Here is a 15,013-nt window from a genome sequence, read left to right as displayed (position 1 = left end):
CAATCGCCACAGTCTGTTTTCAGGAAATGAGGATCACATGGGCGCGAACAAGCCCGGCAAGGACATACACGACCAGTTGGGGCGTGCCGTGGGCGATTCTGGCGGCACCGTCCCGGCTGTCATTCTCGTCAATCCGCAGCTTGGTGAGAATATCGGTTCGGCTGCGCGGTCCATGTTGAACTTTGGACTGACGGACCTGCGGCTTGTCGCCCCGCGCGACGGCTGGCCCAACCCGGCAGCGCAAACGCTGGCGGCGGGTGCGCTGTCCGTGCTGGAGACCGCACGGATTTTTGCCACCACGCAACAAGCCGTTGCCGATCTGAACTATGTCCTCGCGGCGACGGCGCGACGGCGCGACATCGAACTGCCCGTCGAGGGCGTGGACGGCGTCGGTTTGCGAGTCCGGGCAATGGAAGAAGCCGGTACGCGCACGGGCATCATGTTCGGGCCGGAACAGTCCGGGCTGACAAATTCCGATGTCGCTCTGGCCGATGCGATCCTGACCTATCCCGTCAATCCAGCCTTTCAGTCCCTGAACCTTGCGCAGGCGGTCAATGTGTTCGCCTTTCTCTATGCAGCAGGGCAGGGTATCCCTGACACGTTCGACGATGCTCTGTCCGATGTCGCACCCCGCGAAGACCTTGTACGGCTGTTGGATCATCTGGAGACTGAGCTGGAAGACGCTGGCTTTTTCTACCCGGAATCCAAAAAAGAGCTTATGCGTCACAATATTCGTGCGCCGCTGACTCGAGCCCGGATGACGGAGCAGGAAGTCCGCACCTTTCGCGGGATCGTCAAGGCTCTGTCCAAGGGGCGCGGCGCGCATATTGATCGTAAACGGAAGCTCAAGCGATGAAATTTCTGCCTTATCTCATGCTGATTGTCAGCTTCGTCATCGGCTATTTCGGCCTGACGTTTCTATATGTGTTTGTCGTCGCGATCCTGTCGACCCTGATAATGTTTGCGCCTCGCCGTCGGGAATTACGCGAACAGCCGCAAGCTCCGGATCAGAACATGCTGCTGGACGGCGCGTTTCTGATCACGCAGCAGACCATTCTGCATTTCATCCTGTTCGCGCTCGGCATCTTCATGGCGCGGATGCTCGCCGGCTAGCGCGCCATCCGTCCAGCACGAAGAAGGCGACCCCAATCCAGATGAGGCTGAAGCAGATGGCGTGTGCCTTCGTGAAGGGCTCACCATAATAGACGCCGCAGAGGAATTGCATGGTCGGCCCGACAAATTGCAGGATGCCCAGCGTCGATAGACGAATGCGCCGCGCCGCGAATGCGAAGGCCAGAAGCGGAAGAACCGTGATCGGCCCGGACGCGATTAGCAGCCAGTTGAGCCGCGTTTCGGTTCCGAACACCAGAATATCGGCATGGGACAGCCACACCAGATAGGCGATTGCGGGCAAGATCAGCACCAGCACTTCGATGAAAAGGCCGGGCATGGCTCCGACATCGATCAGTTTGCGCAGCACCCCATACGTTGTAAAACTGGCCGCCAGAAACAGCGAAATGACCGGGAACTGCCCACCATAGACGGTCAGGACCATTACGCCGACAAAGGCCAGCGCGATCGCGCCGCTCTGCAACCGTGTGAGCCGTTCGCCGAAGAACAATACGGCGACCAGTACATAGATGAGCGGATTGATATAATAGCCGAGGCTGCCCTGGAAAATCTGCTCGATTTGAATGGCATAGATGTAAACACCCCAATTCGCGGCAAGCGCAACAGACGCCAGAGCCAGTAGTGCGAGAGTTTGGGATGACGGATTGCGCGGATCGTATCGCCGATCTGCCGCCGAAACAGCAGGATCAGCAAACCGAAGGGCAGGGACCAGAGAATACGGTGCGCCAAAATTTCTGTGGCCGGAACCGCCTTGGTTGCGACGAAGTAGATCGGAAACAGACCCCACATGAAGTAGGCGGACAGGCCGCTGATCAGCCCTGCGCGGGAATTGGTCTGTTGCGGACGTTCCAAAATGACCTCCCTTCGTGAGTATGGGTCACCGCCCCATACACCTCTGTCCCTCTCTGTCATGCCGTGTTGACTTCACGCTTGCTTGCAGTATGTCGCCCGCCTTCAAGACGGGATATTTGCGCCGCCGCCGTTGTAATCGCTCCCCATTGTCAGGAGCCGGCCCGCGAAGGATTGAAAGGGCGCAGCTATGTCCAAGCGTCACACCACCAAATATAAAATCGATCGCCGGATGGGCGAAAACATCTGGGGCCGTCCCAAGTCGCCAGTCAATAAGCGCCCGACTCCTCCCGGTCAGCATGGTGCGGGCCGTCGCGGCAAGATGTCCGACTTCGGCACGCAGCTGCGGGCCAAGCAGAAGCTCAAAGGCTATTACGGCAACATCCAGGAAAAGCAGTTCCGCCGCACCTATGACGAAGCGACAAAGATGAAGGGCGATACCTCCGAAAATCTGATCGGTCTGCTGGAACGGCGTCTGGACGCCGTCGTCTATCGCGCCAAATTCGTCCCGACCGTTTTCGCCTCACGTCAGTTCGTCAATCACGGCCATGTTCTGGTCAATGGCAAGAAGGTCAACATCCCGTCCTACCGCGTCAAACCCGGTGACGTGATCGAGGTGCGCGAAAAGTCCAAGACGATGGCGCTGGTTCTCGAAGCGCTCGAACTGGCCGAACGCGATGTGCCGGAATATATCGATCTCGACGTCAAGGGTATGAAGGCGACTTTCACCCGCGTACCGAGTTTCGACGAAGTGCCTTACCCGGTTCAGATGGAACCGAACCTCGTCATCGAATTCTATTCGCGCTAGATTTCTACCCAAGCGCGAATCCGATCAAACCCGCCTCTCCGAGGCGGGTTTTTTCATGGGTCGCGCTTTCTCGCGATCACCCTCTCGACCGTCTTTACCTCATTCCGAGCTTGACCCGGGACCCATCTTCAAATCGCGGTCGCACGTTCGTCCCCAGCTGGTTCCTCGCGTACGCGGGGATGAGCGAGGATTAGGGTGAGTTTGGTGCGCCGACGATGGACTCGCACGGGCCGAAGACCGAATGATTTTACTAGGGGCTAAGCCGCCATCTCCACGCCCTTGTCCGACAGCATGGTGCGGAGTTCGCCGGATTCGAACATCTCCCGTACGATGTCACAGCCGCCGATGAATTCACCTTTGACGAAGACCTGCGGGATGGTGGGCCAGTTATTGTAGTCCTTGATGCCCTGACGGATTTCGGGGTCTTCCAGCACGTTCACCGCCGAATAATCGACGCCAAGATAGTCAAAAACCTGCACGACCGTTGAGGAGAATCCGCATTGCGGAAAGGTCGGTGTGCCTTTCATGAAAAGAACGACGTCATTCTCGCCAACCGCCTTGGCGATCCGCGCGTGGGTAGGATTGTCGGACATGGAAAGCTCCTGTTCAGTCGCGCTTTAGCTAGGTAGCGGGCCATCACGGGTCAAGGTGACGATCATGTCCATAACACTGAATTCTGCGTGATATCCGGGCAGGGAGGGCTGCACGGGGTCGCGATGAATGCCGGCGCGGCGCAATTGGGGAATTTGTGGAGCGATCCGGCCCGCCCAGCGCAGCGGTCGGGCCGGCAGATTCAGAACGCGGGCTGTGCGCCCCGTCGCGGTCTCGATCGCAGCGAGGATCTCTGCGTAGGTGAGCGTTGCGGGGCCGTTGACGCTGTAAGTGCCCGCCGGAACCGACGGGGAGGACGCCATAAAAACGGCGCGGGCAACATCGCGGTAATCGACCAGCGCCTGGCGCATACGCACTCCTGGCAGCATGATCGGGCGACCTTGACGGACAGATGAGATGAGCTTGCCGAGCACCTGACAGCCGGGTCGGCCGGATATGGCCGTCGGATGCAGAATTACGGCATCGACCGATGCGGTGCGGATCGTCGACTCGGCGGCGCGTATCGGATCATAATAGGGGTCATCCGGCAGCAGTGCGGCATTGTTGGACGACAGGAAGACAGCGCGCGTGCCCCGCAGTGCAGGTAGCCAGTCGAGGATGCGTGCGCTGTGCATGATCGGCGCAATGCAGAGGATCAAGTCGTAAGGTTCGAGCCAGTCGCGATTGTCACGCGCATCATAGGTGCTGAGATCGACCAGCACATGATCAACGCCGTCGGGCGGCGTCCAGGGGCGTCCGGTGAGGACGCGGAGATTGTCGAATTGAGGGATCAGCGCGGCCGCAATCTGCGACGTACCACCGACGATTAGGGTCCGGGGCATCTCCCCGGTCAGGGTGCGCGTGTTTCAAGTGCCAAGGCGTGGAGTTCGCCGCCCATCTTGTCCCCCAGCGCGGCATAGACGAGCTGATGCTGAGCGACACGGCTCTTGCCGATGAATTGTTCGCTGATGATGATCGCTTTCCAGTGATCATTGTCGCCCGCCAGATCGATCAGCTCGATTTGTGCATCGGGCAGAGCCTTGCGAAGCAGCGTCAGGATTGCGTCATGTTCCATCGCCATCGGCGTCTTCCTAAACGGTTTCGGTTGCGCCGCTCATCAGCGCGGGCATCCAGTCCGCCCAGTGCTGACGCAGCCCGTCGAGACTGACGTCGAAGCCTTCCTGAGCCGTGATCCGGTCGCCGCCGACCGTACCGACCACCATCGCGGTGAGGCCGAGGTCCTTCGCCGTCGAGAGGATCGGATTGACCGAGTTTTCGTCTGTCGCGATCAGGTATCGGCCCTGATCCTCACCATAATACCAGGCATGGGAGGCCAGATCGGACGGGTTGGTCAGCTGCACGCCGTGACCACTGGCAAAGGCCATTTCGCAGGCCGCAGCGGCGAGGCCGCCATCGGACAGATCATGCACAGCCGTGACCCGGCGGTTTCGGATCAGGCGGCGAATATAGTCGCCATTGCGCTTTTCCATGGCCAGATCGACGGGCGGCGGCGCACCGTCTTCGCGTTGTTCCATCGCCCTCAGATAGATCGAGCAGCCAAGCCAGCCTTCAGTCGCGCCAATCAGCATCAGCGTCTCGCCCGGACGCATACCCTTCAGTGTTTTGACATGGGCCAGATCGGAAATCAGGCCTACACCGCCCACCGCCGGTGTGGGCGGAATGGCGACGCCGTTCGTCTCATTATAAAGGCTGACATTGCCGGACACGACAGGATAGTCGAAAGCGCGGCAGGCTTCGTTCATGCCGTCAATACAGCCGACAAACTGACCCATAATGTCGGGCCGTTCCGGGTTGCCGAAATTCAGACAATCGGTGATCGCAATGGGGTCGGCGCCGACGCAGGTCAGGTTGCGCCATGTCTCGGCGACGACCTGGCGACCGCCTTCGACGGGGTCGGCATAGCAATAGCGCGGCGTGCAATCCGTGGTGATGGCGACCGCCTTGTTGGTCGGGCCGTCGGAGCCATGAATGCGAATGATCGCCGCATCACCGCCGGACTGGCTGCTATCGACTGTGTCGGCCATGACGTGGCGGTCATATTGCTCCCATATCCAGCGTTTTGACGTCATGTCGGGATCCGTCATGACCTTCAGCAGGGCTTCGTTCTGATCCTGCGGGGCCGCGACATCGTGCGCCTGCAGAATGTCGCGTTTTTCCGTGGGCGTGTGCGGGCGATCATAATTCGGCGCATCGTCGGCCAGCGGGGCGATCGGAATGTCGCAAACGACCTCCTTGCCGTGGTTGAGCACGAGCCGACCCGTATCAGTCGTCCGACCAATTTCGGCCACGTCGAGACCCCATTTTTCGAACACGTCGAAGGCGAGCTGTTCCTTGCCGGGCTGGATAACCATCAGCATCCGTTCCTGGGACTCCGACAACATCATTTCGTAGGCTGTCATGCCTTCTTCTCGCTGCGGGACATCGTCCAGATCGAGCTCGATGCCAACGCCGCCTTTGTCGGCCATCTCGATGGAAGAGGAGGTCAGGCCCGCCGCACCCATATCCTGAATGGCGATGATAGCGTCGGTCGCCATCAGCTCGAGACAGGCTTCTATCAGCAGCTTCTCTGTGAACGGATCGCCGACCTGAACTGTGGGGCGTTTTTCTTCGCTGTCATCGTCGAATTCGGCGGAGGCCATGGTGGCGCCGTGAATGCCATCGCGGCCCGTCTTGGAGCCGACATAGAAGATCGGATTGCCGACGCCTCTGGCCGCCGAATAGAAGACATTATCCGTCCGGGCGAGGCCGACGCACATGGCGTTGACGAGGATGTTGCCATTATAGCCCGGATGGAAATTTGTCTCGCCGCCAACTGTCGGCACGCCGACGCAATTGCCGTAACCGCCAATCCCTGCGACCACGCCCGAGACGAGGCTTTTCGTTTTCGGGTGATCCGGAGCGCCGAAGCGCAGCGCATTCATCAAAGCGATGGGCCGCGCGCCCATGGTGAAGACGTCGCGCATGATCCCGCCCACGCCCGTCGCCGCGCCCTGATAAGGCTCGATATAGGAAGGGTGGTTGTGGCTCTCCATCTTGAAGATGATGGCGTCGCCGTCATCGATGTCGATTACGCCCGCATTCTCGCCCGGCCCCTGAATGACGCGGTCGCTCGTCGTCAGAAACTTCCCAAGATGGCGGCGCGACGATTTGTAGGAACAATGCTCGGACCACATGACCGAAAAGATACCCAATTCGGTCAGGTTCGGCTCTCGCTCGAGACGGTCGAGAATGACCTCATACTCGCTCTCCGACAAGCCGTGTTCCTTGACGATGTCAGCGGTAATCGTATGCGGTCCGGTAAAAAGGTCGGCCATTACAGCGATCCGAGAATGGATTGGAAGAAGAGCTTGCCATCCGTGCCGCCATGCAGTGAGTTGATGGCGCGTTCGGGGTGTGGCATCATGCCGAGCACATTGCCGGCCTTGTTGACGACCCCGGCAATATCGTTGCGTGAGCCGTTCGGGTTGTCGCTATAGCGAAAGACGACTTGCCCATTATCCTCGATACGCTTGAGTGTTTCGTCATCGGCGAAATAATTGCCGTCATGATGGGCCACGGGAATGTCGATTTCGTTCTTGGCATCGTAAAGCCGCGTGAACCGCGTCTCGGCATTGGCCAGACGCAGGCGACTGACCCGGCAGACGAATTTCTGGTTCATATTGCGCATCAGCGCGCCGGGCAGCATCCCGGCTTCGGTCAGGATCTGAAAGCCGTTACAGATGCCCGCGACGGCCAGACCGCCATCGGCCTTACGTTTGAGATCGCGCATGATCGGTGAATTGGCGGCGATCGCGCCGGAGCGGAGATAGTCGCCATAGGAGAAGCCGCCAGGAACGACGACGAAGCGCACATCGTCCGGTATGGATGTGTCCTTGTGCCAGATCATGCGAGGCGCCTTGCCGGTGGCCGCTTTCAGCGCCATCGCGGCATCGCGGTCGCAATTCGACGCGGGAAAGACAATGACAGCCGTCGTCATGCTAGTCGTCCAGCTCGATGCGGTAGCTCTCGATCACCGTATTGGCGAGCAGCGTCTCGCACATCTCCTTGACGCGCGCCTCGGCGGCTTCGCGGTCGTCGCCGCTCAGGGTCAGTTCGATGACCTTACCCTGCTTGGCGTCCTGAACTTCGTCGAATCCGAGATCGTTGAGTGAATGGGCAATGGTCCGTCCCTGGGGGTCGAGAACGCCGGGTTTGAGGCCGACATAGACGCGAGCGATCATGAGTAAGTCTCTAGTCGTTGGAAGAGATGACGGAAATATTGGCAGACGTCGGATTGGGTTTGAGAATACCCAGCCGGGTCGCCACTTCGGTATAGGCCTCGGTCACATCGCCAAGGTCACGGCGGAAGCGGTCCTTGTCGAGTTTCTTGTCGGTTTCACGGTCCCAGAGGCGACAGCTATCCGGACTGATCTCATCGGCCAGAACGATCATGTGCCCGCCCAGGCCGTCAGGATGCTCGAGCCGACCGAATTCCAGCTTGAAGTCGATCAGCTTGATCCCGATCCCGGCGAACAGCCCCTGCAGATAATCGTTGATGCGAAGGGTCATGGCGATGATCTCGTCCAGTTCCCCCTGGGACGCCCAGCCAAACGCATAGATATGTTCTTCCGCGATCAGGGGGTCGCCAAGATCGTCGCGCTTGAGGCAGAATTCGACGACCGAGCGGGGGAGCTTCTCCCCCTCTTCAATGCCGAGACGTTTTGACATGGTGCCCGCAGCGACATTCCGGCAGATCACTTCCAGCGGAACGATCTCGACCTTCTTGATCAGCTGCTCGCGCATGTTGAGGCGACGAATAAAGTGAGTCGGTATGCCGATCTCCATCAGGCGCATCATGATGAATTCGGAAATACGGTTGTTCAGCACACCCTTGCCGTCGAGCGTAGCCTTTTTCTGAGCGTTGAAGGCTGTTGCGTCGTCCTTGAAGTACTGGACCAGCGTGCCGGGTTCCGGACCCTCATACAGGATCTTGGCCTTGCCTTCGTAAATCTGCTTGCGGCAACTCATCGGGCGCTCAGCTCCCATGCAGTGAGTGCGCCCCATAGACGAGGCAGCGCCCGGCGGCAATGTCGGGTGACGCTGCGAGCAGGGATAAGTCGCACCCTTTTACCGCGAATGCGTCTTGCCGCCCGTGACCGGGCTTTGTAAGGGCCGAAAAACAGTCTGATCGACAGGCCGCTATCAGGCGGTATCGCAATATGGAGACCATTATGTCCAGTTTCGACGAACGCAAGAACGCGTCAGAAACGCGTTTTGTGATGGACGCAGCGAAGGAATTCAAGGCCGAAGCCCGGCGCAACAAGGCGCTGGGTCACTGGGCGGCTGAGCTGCTTGGCAAGACTGAGGACGAGGCCAAATCCTACGCAATCGAAGTGATCGCTGCCGACATGGAGGAAGCCGGTGATGAGGATGTCTTCCGCAAACTGCGCGGCGATCTGGATGCGGCCGGTGTCGACATTAGCGACCAGGCGATCCGTGACCGCATGGCGGAGGCCCTGAAAACGGCTCGCGAAGAAGTCTATGGCGAAGACTAGGACGGGGACTGGGCGGAACGGATTTTTCTAGTGTGGACCGCCTCCGTCGCCTAGAGCGCTGTGATGACCAGTCATAAACAGCACAGAATTGCGCTCTATCCCGGCACGTTCGATCCGATGACGCTGGGGCATCTGGATATTCTCAAGCGGGCCTCGCGTCTTTGCGACAGGCTGATCGTGGGCGTTGCAATCAATCGCGACAAGAACCCGCTCTTCTCGCTCGATGAACGGGTCGAGATGGTTGAGCATGTCGTCAAACCGCTGCGCGAGCGAATCGAAGTCGAGGTCAAACCCTTTGACGGCCTGCTGATACACTTTGTTGAAGCCTGCGGGGCCTCCGTGATAGTGCGTGGCCTGCGAGCCGTCTCCGATTTCGAATATGAGTTTCAGATGGCCGGGATGAACGATCGTTTGAACCCGGACATTGAAACCGTTTTCCTCATGGCGGACCCGCAATATCAGACCATCGCATCGCGCCTCGTCAAGGAGATTGCGCGACTGGGTGGTGACATCGACCCGTTCGTGACGCCAGAAGTCGCTTTGAGATTGAAGGATAGATTTACATGATGATCGTTCCACGCACTGCCGCACTGCGCCTTGCAATCGTCTCAGTTCTGGCTGTTGCCACTCCAGCCTGTTCGGCGGAAACACAGGAAAGCTATGCCGACGCGGCTGTGGCCGTCAGTGACGCCTATCCGGAAACGGCCTGGCGGACAGTCGACCCGGATAATCTGATGCTGATCGATACGGCTTACGGCGTGATCGGCGTCGAGCTCTTTCCCGAGATCGCGCCCGCCCATGTGGCTCAGATCAAGCAGCTGACGCGGGATGGTTTCTACGACAATGTTCTGTTTCACCGCGTGATCGACGATTTCATGAACCAGACGGGTGACGGCCAGAACGGAGACGGCACGGGCGATAGCGAACTGCCGGACCTGCCGGGTGAGTTCCTGTTTCGCCGCAGCGAAGCGATGGATGTCACTCTGGTCTCCACGCGAGGACCTGAGGACAGCCAGATCGCGACCGGATTTTACAAGTCACTTCCCATCGCGACTCAGCCGATCAGTCAGGCCATTCTGACGGCTGATGGCAAAGTCGGCGCATTCGGGCTGCATTGCCCTGGCGTGACATCGATGGCGCGAACCAATGATCCGAACAGCGCGAACAGCCAGTTCTTCCTGTTGCGCGGCAAGGCCGAACATCTCGACATGCAATACTCGATCTGGGGTAGCACGGTCATGGGCCGCGACCATCTGACGGATATCAAGATTGGCGTTGTCGGTGAGGATGGCTTTATTCCCGATCAGATGAATACGGTGCGAATTGCCGCTGACCTGCCCGAGGACGAACGTCCGACCGTGCAGGTACTGGACACCGGTTCGGATGCCTTCACGACCTGGCTTTCGGGTCAATCCTATGAGGATATCTGCGATATCGCGGTTCCGACACGGACGCTCTGACGGGCGCCCGATCCTTCCTTTCACATCTTCACCTTGAAAGACATTTTACATGGCTGAAAAACTCATTCTCTCGCTCGACACCCAGACGGGTGAAACAGGCGATGTGACGATCCTCTTGCGTCCGGACCTGGCTCCCAAACATGTCGCGCAGATCACGCAGCTTGCGAAAGACGGCTTTTACGATGATCTGACCTTCCATCGCGTCATTGACGGGTTCATGGCGCAAGGCGGCTGTCCCGATGGGACCGGAATGGGCGGCTATTCCAAGAATATTCCAGCTGAATTCAACAAGCATCCGCATCTTCGCGGTGTCTGTTCCATGGCCCGCAGCAGCCAGCCCAACAGCGCGTCCAGCCAGTTTTTCATCTGTCTCGACGACAGCCAGTTCCTCGATGGTCAATACACGGTCTGGGGCGAAGTCGAAGATGGCATGGATCTGGTCGATGCTCTGCCCAAGGGCGAGCCGCCGCGCTATCCTGGAAAGATCGTCAAGGCGACCGTCGTCGAAGACTGATATTGCGTCTTGTGGACGTTTCGGACTTTGATTTCGACCTGCCGGAGAGCGCGATTGCGCTAAGACCCGCCGAGCCGCGCGACTCCGCGCGGCTTCTTTGCGTGGGGCAAGACCTGGAACGGGGTCTGTCCGATCATCATGTTCACGATCTGCCGGATTTGCTGGATCCGGGCGACCTTCTTGTCATCAACGATACCAAGGTCATTCCGGCCGCCTTGAAAGCCACCCGACCGGCGCGCCCTCAAGGCGGAGGCGGCGATGTGGCGCTGACCGTCAACCTGCATAAGCGGACGGGTCCGGATGGCTGGCGGGCCTTCATCCGGCCGGCCAAGCGTTTGCGTCAGGGCGATACGGTGATCTTCGCCAACGATTTCGCGGCGACGGTGATGGATATTCACCGGGGCGGCGATGTGGCGCTGCAGTTCGACCGGAGGGATGCGGCGCTCGACCAAGCCGTGGCGTTGCACGGAGGGATGCCTCTACCACCCTATATTGCGCGTCAGCGCCCCGCCGATGATCGCGACGAAACCGATTATCAAACGGTTTATGCCGACGAACCGGGCAGTGTCGCTGCGCCGACGGCGGGACTGCATTTCACGCCAGAGCTGTTCGACCGTCTGAATGCGCGCGGTGTGACCATCGCCCGGTTGACGCTGCATGTCGGGGCGGGAACATTTCTGCCCGTCAAGTCGGACCGGACCGAGGACCACATTATGCATAGCGAATGGTACGAGGTCACCGATGCGGTCGATCAGGCCATTCGTGCAGCCAAGCAGGGCGGCGGTCGCGTGATTGCGGTCGGCACCACGGCCTTGCGCGCTCTGGAAGCGTCGGGTGGACAGGCCCAATCCGGCGAGACGGATATTTTCATCACGCCCGGCTACCGGTTTAAGGTAGTCGATGGTCTGATGACGAATTTTCACCTGCCAAAGTCAACCCTGTTTATGTTGGTCAGTGCGCTGGCCGGGGTCGACATGATGCACGCGGCCTATCGCCACGCGATCCAGACGGGATATCGTTTTTACTCCTATGGCGACAGTTCGCTGCTCTGGCGTCGCTGATGGCAGTTTTCCCCTTCGATATTCACGCGACTGATGGCGCGGCACGGACAGGGACCCTGCAGACAGCCCGCGGCGACATTCAGACGCCGGCCTTCATGCCTGTCGGAACCGCTGCCACGGTCAAGGGCGTCTATATGGAGCAGGTGCGCCAGACTGGTGCGGATGTCATTCTGGGGAACACCTATCATCTGATGCTGCGACCCGGTGCCGAACGTCTCGCCCGGCTCGGCGGGCTGCACCACTTCTGCGGCTGGGGCGGCCCAATGCTGACCGATTCTGGAGGGTTTCAGGTGTGGTCGCTTTCCAAACTTCGCAAAATGAGCGAGCAGGGCGTCGAGTTCCGCTCGCATATTGACGGGTCCAGACACATGCTCAGCCCGGAGCGCTCAATGGAAATCCAAGCAGACCTGCTCGGTGCCGACATCTGCATGCAATTCGACGAGTGCACGGCCTACCCCTCAACTCACGAACAGGCACGGACCTCGATGGAGCTGTCCTTGCGCTGGGGCGAGCGGTCGCTGGAGCGGTTTGGCGATCGCCCCGATCAAACTCTATTCGCAATTGTGCAGGGATCCACCTTTGAAGATCTGCGCATCGAATCCGCCGCGCGGTCCGTCAGCCTGGGCGGCTATGGCGGCTACGCCATTGGCGGCCTGGCCGTAGGTGAGGGGCATGAGGCAATGTGCCGGGTTCTGGACTTTACCTGTCCGGCGTTGCCCACGGACCGGCCACGCTACCTGATGGGGGTCGGCAAACCGATCGATATCGTCGAGGCGGTCTATCGCGGTGTGGATATGTTCGATTGCGTCATTCCGACCCGTTCGGGACGTCACGGGCAGGTCTGGGCCGATACGGGACCCTATAATATCAGGAAGGCCGAATTTGCCGAAGATGACACGCCGCTGGATGCAACGGTCAATTGTCCGGCGTCGCAGACCTACAGCAAAGCCTATGTTCACCACCTTATCCGGTCGCAGGAAATGCTCGGCCAGATGATCCTGTCTTGGCACAATATCGCCTATTTTCAGGATCTGATGGCACGCATGCGCCGCGCTATTCACGCTTCAGAGTTGGACGCGTTCGTCACCGAGTTTCGTCGCGGGCTGACCTGAAAAAGCCGCAGCAAAACGGGTTGACGGAGATATTGACCGCGCCTAGTTAGCGCTCGCTTTCGCCGGATCGTGTAATCTGTCCCGCGATCGCTTTGCCTGTTTGGTCAGCGCCCATAGCTCAGTTGGTAGAGCGCCTCACTTTTAATGAGGATGTCCACGGTTCGAGTCCGTGTGGGCGTACCATTCATGTTCCTTGGGGTTTTGGGCTCTCTGGGATTTTTAGACCGGAAAGCGCCGCAATCTCGCCGCAACCTGATGCAGATTTGCAACGTTTCCGAGAAAAACCTTCCAATTTTTCGCCTAAATAAAAAACTTACATTGGCAATCGGGAACTGTTTCGTGTAGCAACAGTTCTAGGAGTCGCGCTCTTCCTGGGCGTGCATACCTGAAACACACTAATGGCTTCGACCATTCACGGAGGATTATCATGAAGCATCGGCTTCTATTTGCAGCCGCCACGACTGCGCTTCTTGCAGCGCCGTCCCTTGCAATGGCACAGGACAGTGGCGTCTATATCAAAGGTCAAGTTGGCTACGGTGTCGTGACAGACGCTGATCTGGTCGCCGGTCCGACTGCACCGAACTCCCTCGTTGGTGGTGTTGCCGGACAAGGCAATCTCGCAATCGCTCTGGGTCTGGGTTACGACTTCGGTGAAAACTGGCGCGTCGAACTGGAAGGTGAAACGCTTTACAACGATCTCGGTTCGATCAACGGTCAGCCATCCAGCTTCGCCAAGCTGCGTGCTGACACGCTGCGCCTGAACCTGATGTATGATTTCAGCAACTTCGGTCGCTGGGAGCCTTATGTTGGTGCCGGGGTTGGCCTGACGCGCGGTAAGCTGACGGCTGGTGCAACGGATTTCGTAAACGACACGGGTAATATCCTGATCCGGTCGCTGGCTTGCGTGGGTAATTCACCACCGCCTGCCACGATCAGCGGATTGGGTACTCCGATAACGACGGCACGTGGTTGCCAGGTTTCCGATCGTGACACGAACTTCTCATGGAACCTGATGGCGGGTCTAGGGTACGATATTACGGACAATCTGTCCTGGGATACGAACTACACCTACACTGACATTGGTGATTTTAACTATGACGGTGTCTACAACACCGCCAACCCGGTTGATGGCCCTCTGTTTGGCGGGCTTGAAACGCAACTCGAAGGTGCTGCAACGCATGTTCTGAAAACGGGCTTCCGCTACCGTTTCGGCAAGAGCACGCCAGCACCAATCATCGTGACGCCTCCACCTGCACCAGAGACCTTCACGTGTTGGGACGGTGTGACGGAAGTGACCGATCTGGCTCTTTGCCCAGCTCAGACTTACACCTGCTGGGATGGTGTCACAGAAGTGACAGACCTGGATCTCTGCCCACCACAAATGTTCCGTTGTGATGACGGCGTGACAATGGTGAGCGATCTGGCAGCCTGCCCGATTATCGTGGCTGACGTCTGTGAAGAGGCGTTCCGTCAGGAAATCATCTATTACGAATTCGACCGCGGTCAGTCCGCCGAGACTCGTAACACGATCAACCGCATTTTGGACATCGGCCAGTTCTGCCAGATCGACAATATCCGCGTCGTCGGTCACACCGACACGTCCGGTCCAGCATCCTACAATATGGGTCTGTCCGAGCGCCGCGCATCTGATGCCCGCGAAGAGCTGGTCCGTCAGGGCGTCAACGGAGCGATCATCATGTCTGAAGGCAAGGGTGAAACCGAGCCGTTTGTTCAGACAGGCGATGGTGTCCGTGAGCAGCTGAACCGCCGCACAGAAGTGCTGCTGCAGCTCTCCAACGCGCCGGTCATGAGCAACTAGACCTTCGCAAGAGATTAATATTTGAAGCCCGGCTTTCGAGCCGGGCTTTTTTATTGGGTCCGTGTCAATGGATCGTCGAGGGAGCTGAGCCCGACAGGATCATTCACATTTGG

Annotated in this window: 18 protein-coding genes and 1 tRNA gene; 11 read left to right on the top strand and 8 right to left on the bottom strand. The window is 58.8% G+C overall.

The genetic code is table 11. The annotated features are described in order from the left end of the window. Positions 1-37 precede the first annotated feature (37 nt). Positions 38-856 (top strand): RNA methyltransferase, encoded by an 819-nt coding sequence (locus AB6B39_RS11270; RefSeq protein ID WP_284370321.1) that lies wholly within the window; start codon positions 38-40, stop codon positions 854-856. After that, positions 853-1,113, top strand: a complete 261-nt coding sequence (locus tag AB6B39_RS11265) for a hypothetical protein (protein WP_284370323.1) — start codon at positions 853-855, stop codon at positions 1,111-1,113. The genes AB6B39_RS11270 and AB6B39_RS11265 overlap by 4 nt, the downstream gene beginning before the upstream one ends. On the opposite strand, the gene rarD is transcribed toward AB6B39_RS11265, so the two are convergent. Beyond that, a complete protein-coding gene (gene rarD, locus AB6B39_RS11260) occupies positions 1,088-1,918 on the bottom strand; it encodes an EamA family transporter RarD (protein ID WP_371398581.1) in 831 nt (276 codons plus the stop codon). The genes AB6B39_RS11265 and rarD overlap by 26 nt on opposite strands. Before the next feature lie 252 nt (positions 1,919-2,170). Here rarD and rpsD point away from each other — a divergent pair, with 252 nt between their 5' ends. Beyond that, on the top strand, positions 2,171-2,788 hold the full coding sequence (gene rpsD, locus AB6B39_RS11255) for a 30S ribosomal protein S4 (protein WP_284370327.1): 618 nt from the start codon (positions 2,171-2,173) through the stop codon (positions 2,786-2,788). 257 nt (positions 2,789-3,045) lie between these two features. Here rpsD and grxD read toward each other — a convergent pair whose 3' ends face one another. Genes grxD through purC form a run of 7 tightly spaced genes read right to left on the bottom strand, consistent with a single transcriptional unit; the run spans position 3,046 to position 8,407 of the window. Further along, a complete protein-coding gene (gene grxD / locus AB6B39_RS11250) occupies positions 3,046-3,381 on the bottom strand; it encodes a Grx4 family monothiol glutaredoxin (RefSeq protein ID WP_284370329.1) in 336 nt (111 codons plus the stop codon). Positions 3,382-3,405: 24 nt separating this feature from the next. Further along, positions 3,406-4,221, bottom strand: a complete 816-nt coding sequence (locus AB6B39_RS11245; protein WP_284370331.1) for an SDR family oxidoreductase — start codon at positions 4,219-4,221, stop codon at positions 3,406-3,408. Positions 4,222-4,229: 8 nt separating this feature from the next. Continuing rightward, entirely contained in the window at positions 4,230-4,460 is a 231-nt protein-coding gene (locus AB6B39_RS11240) for a BolA family protein (protein ID WP_284370333.1), read from the bottom strand. A 10-nt stretch (positions 4,461-4,470) separates the two neighbouring features. Then, positions 4,471-6,714: a phosphoribosylformylglycinamidine synthase subunit PurL gene (gene purL, locus AB6B39_RS11235; RefSeq protein WP_284370335.1), complete on the bottom strand. Its 2,244-nt coding sequence runs from the start codon at positions 6,712-6,714 to the stop codon at positions 4,471-4,473. Beyond that, positions 6,714-7,376 carry a phosphoribosylformylglycinamidine synthase subunit PurQ gene (purQ, locus tag AB6B39_RS11230; protein WP_371398580.1) on the bottom strand — a complete coding sequence of 221 codons (663 nt, stop codon included), beginning with the start codon at positions 7,374-7,376 and terminating at the stop codon, positions 6,714-6,716. The genes purL and purQ overlap by 1 nt, the downstream gene beginning before the upstream one ends. Position 7,377: 1 nt before the next feature. Further along, on the bottom strand, positions 7,378-7,620 hold the full coding sequence (purS, locus tag AB6B39_RS11225) for a phosphoribosylformylglycinamidine synthase subunit PurS (protein WP_284370339.1): 243 nt from the start codon (positions 7,618-7,620) through the stop codon (positions 7,378-7,380). 10 nt (positions 7,621-7,630) lie between these two features. After that, entirely contained in the window at positions 7,631-8,407 is a 777-nt protein-coding gene (gene purC, locus AB6B39_RS11220; protein ID WP_371398765.1) for a phosphoribosylaminoimidazolesuccinocarboxamide synthase, read from the bottom strand. A gap of 200 nt (positions 8,408-8,607) precedes the next feature. Between purC and AB6B39_RS11215 the strand changes: the two genes are divergently transcribed. The 8 genes from AB6B39_RS11215 to AB6B39_RS11180 all read left to right on the top strand — a co-directional run bounded on the left by AB6B39_RS11215 (position 8,608) and on the right by AB6B39_RS11180 (position 14,900). Next, the gene (locus tag AB6B39_RS11215; protein WP_348520157.1) at positions 8,608-8,934 is read left to right on the top strand and encodes a DUF1476 domain-containing protein; all 327 of its coding nucleotides are present in this window, start codon (positions 8,608-8,610) and stop codon (positions 8,932-8,934) included. Between the two features lie 63 nt (positions 8,935-8,997). Next, positions 8,998-9,501: a pantetheine-phosphate adenylyltransferase gene (gene coaD, locus AB6B39_RS11210; protein ID WP_284370345.1), complete on the top strand. Its 504-nt coding sequence runs from the start codon at positions 8,998-9,000 to the stop codon at positions 9,499-9,501. Continuing rightward, complete coding sequence (locus AB6B39_RS11205) at positions 9,498-10,394, top strand: peptidylprolyl isomerase (RefSeq protein ID WP_284370347.1); 897 nt, start codon at positions 9,498-9,500, stop codon at positions 10,392-10,394. Before coaD ends, AB6B39_RS11205 begins: the two co-directional genes overlap by 4 nt. A 49-nt stretch (positions 10,395-10,443) precedes the next feature. After that, complete coding sequence (locus AB6B39_RS11200) at positions 10,444-10,908, top strand: peptidylprolyl isomerase (RefSeq protein WP_284370349.1); 465 nt, start codon at positions 10,444-10,446, stop codon at positions 10,906-10,908. Between the two features lie 11 nt (positions 10,909-10,919). Further along, positions 10,920-11,969 (top strand): tRNA preQ1(34) S-adenosylmethionine ribosyltransferase-isomerase QueA, encoded by a 1,050-nt coding sequence (gene queA, locus AB6B39_RS11195; protein ID WP_284370963.1) that lies wholly within the window; start codon positions 10,920-10,922, stop codon positions 11,967-11,969. Further along, a complete protein-coding gene (gene tgt, locus AB6B39_RS11190; RefSeq protein ID WP_284370351.1) occupies positions 11,969-13,081 on the top strand; it encodes a tRNA guanosine(34) transglycosylase Tgt in 1,113 nt (370 codons plus the stop codon). The genes queA and tgt overlap by 1 nt, the downstream gene beginning before the upstream one ends. A 107-nt stretch (positions 13,082-13,188) precedes the next feature. Next, positions 13,189-13,264 (top strand) — tRNA-Lys (locus AB6B39_RS11185). Positions 13,265-13,508: 244 nt separating this feature from the next. Continuing rightward, positions 13,509-14,900 (top strand): OmpA family protein, encoded by a 1,392-nt coding sequence (locus AB6B39_RS11180; protein ID WP_284370353.1) that lies wholly within the window; start codon positions 13,509-13,511, stop codon positions 14,898-14,900. Positions 14,901-15,013: the final 113 nt, after the last annotated feature.

The sequence above is a fragment of the Algimonas porphyrae genome (assembly GCF_041429795.1).
GTDB lineage: Bacteria > Pseudomonadota > Alphaproteobacteria > Caulobacterales > Maricaulaceae > Litorimonas > Litorimonas porphyrae.
The sequence above is the reverse complement of the archived record's forward strand: the minus strand, read 5'-3'. Positions and strand labels throughout refer to the sequence as shown.

Excerpts from the sequence above, each read along its gene's own strand:
- rpsD (WP_284370327.1), top strand. The coding sequence starts at position 2,171 with ATGTCCAAGCGTCACACCACCAAATATAAAATCGATCGCCGGATGGGC.
- AB6B39_RS11265 (WP_284370323.1), top strand. The coding sequence starts at position 853 with ATGAAATTTCTGCCTTATCTCATGCTGATTGTCAGCTTCGTCATCGGC.
- AB6B39_RS11270 (WP_284370321.1), top strand. The coding sequence starts at position 38 with ATGGGCGCGAACAAGCCCGGCAAGGACATACACGACCAGTTGGGGCGT.
- AB6B39_RS11180 (WP_284370353.1), top strand. The coding sequence starts at position 13,509 with ATGAAGCATCGGCTTCTATTTGCAGCCGCCACGACTGCGCTTCTTGCA.
- AB6B39_RS11240 (WP_284370333.1), bottom strand. The coding sequence starts at position 4,460 with ATGGCGATGGAACATGACGCAATCCTGACGCTGCTTCGCAAGGCTCTG.
- grxD (WP_284370329.1), bottom strand. The coding sequence starts at position 3,381 with ATGTCCGACAATCCTACCCACGCGCGGATCGCCAAGGCGGTTGGCGAG.
- AB6B39_RS11205 (WP_284370347.1), top strand. The coding sequence starts at position 9,498 with ATGATGATCGTTCCACGCACTGCCGCACTGCGCCTTGCAATCGTCTCA.
- purL (WP_284370335.1), bottom strand. The coding sequence starts at position 6,714 with ATGGCCGACCTTTTTACCGGACCGCATACGATTACCGCTGACATCGTC.
- tgt (WP_284370351.1), top strand. The coding sequence starts at position 11,969 with ATGGCAGTTTTCCCCTTCGATATTCACGCGACTGATGGCGCGGCACGG.
- AB6B39_RS11245 (WP_284370331.1), bottom strand. The coding sequence starts at position 4,221 with ATGCCCCGGACCCTAATCGTCGGTGGTACGTCGCAGATTGCGGCCGCG.
- purS (WP_284370339.1), bottom strand. The coding sequence starts at position 7,620 with ATGATCGCTCGCGTCTATGTCGGCCTCAAACCCGGCGTTCTCGACCCC.
- coaD (WP_284370345.1), top strand. The coding sequence starts at position 8,998 with ATGACCAGTCATAAACAGCACAGAATTGCGCTCTATCCCGGCACGTTC.
- purC (WP_371398765.1), bottom strand. The coding sequence starts at position 8,407 with ATGAGTTGCCGCAAGCAGATTTACGAAGGCAAGGCCAAGATCCTGTAT.
- purQ (WP_371398580.1), bottom strand. The coding sequence starts at position 7,376 with ATGACGACGGCTGTCATTGTCTTTCCCGCGTCGAATTGCGACCGCGAT.
- AB6B39_RS11200 (WP_284370349.1), top strand. The coding sequence starts at position 10,444 with ATGGCTGAAAAACTCATTCTCTCGCTCGACACCCAGACGGGTGAAACA.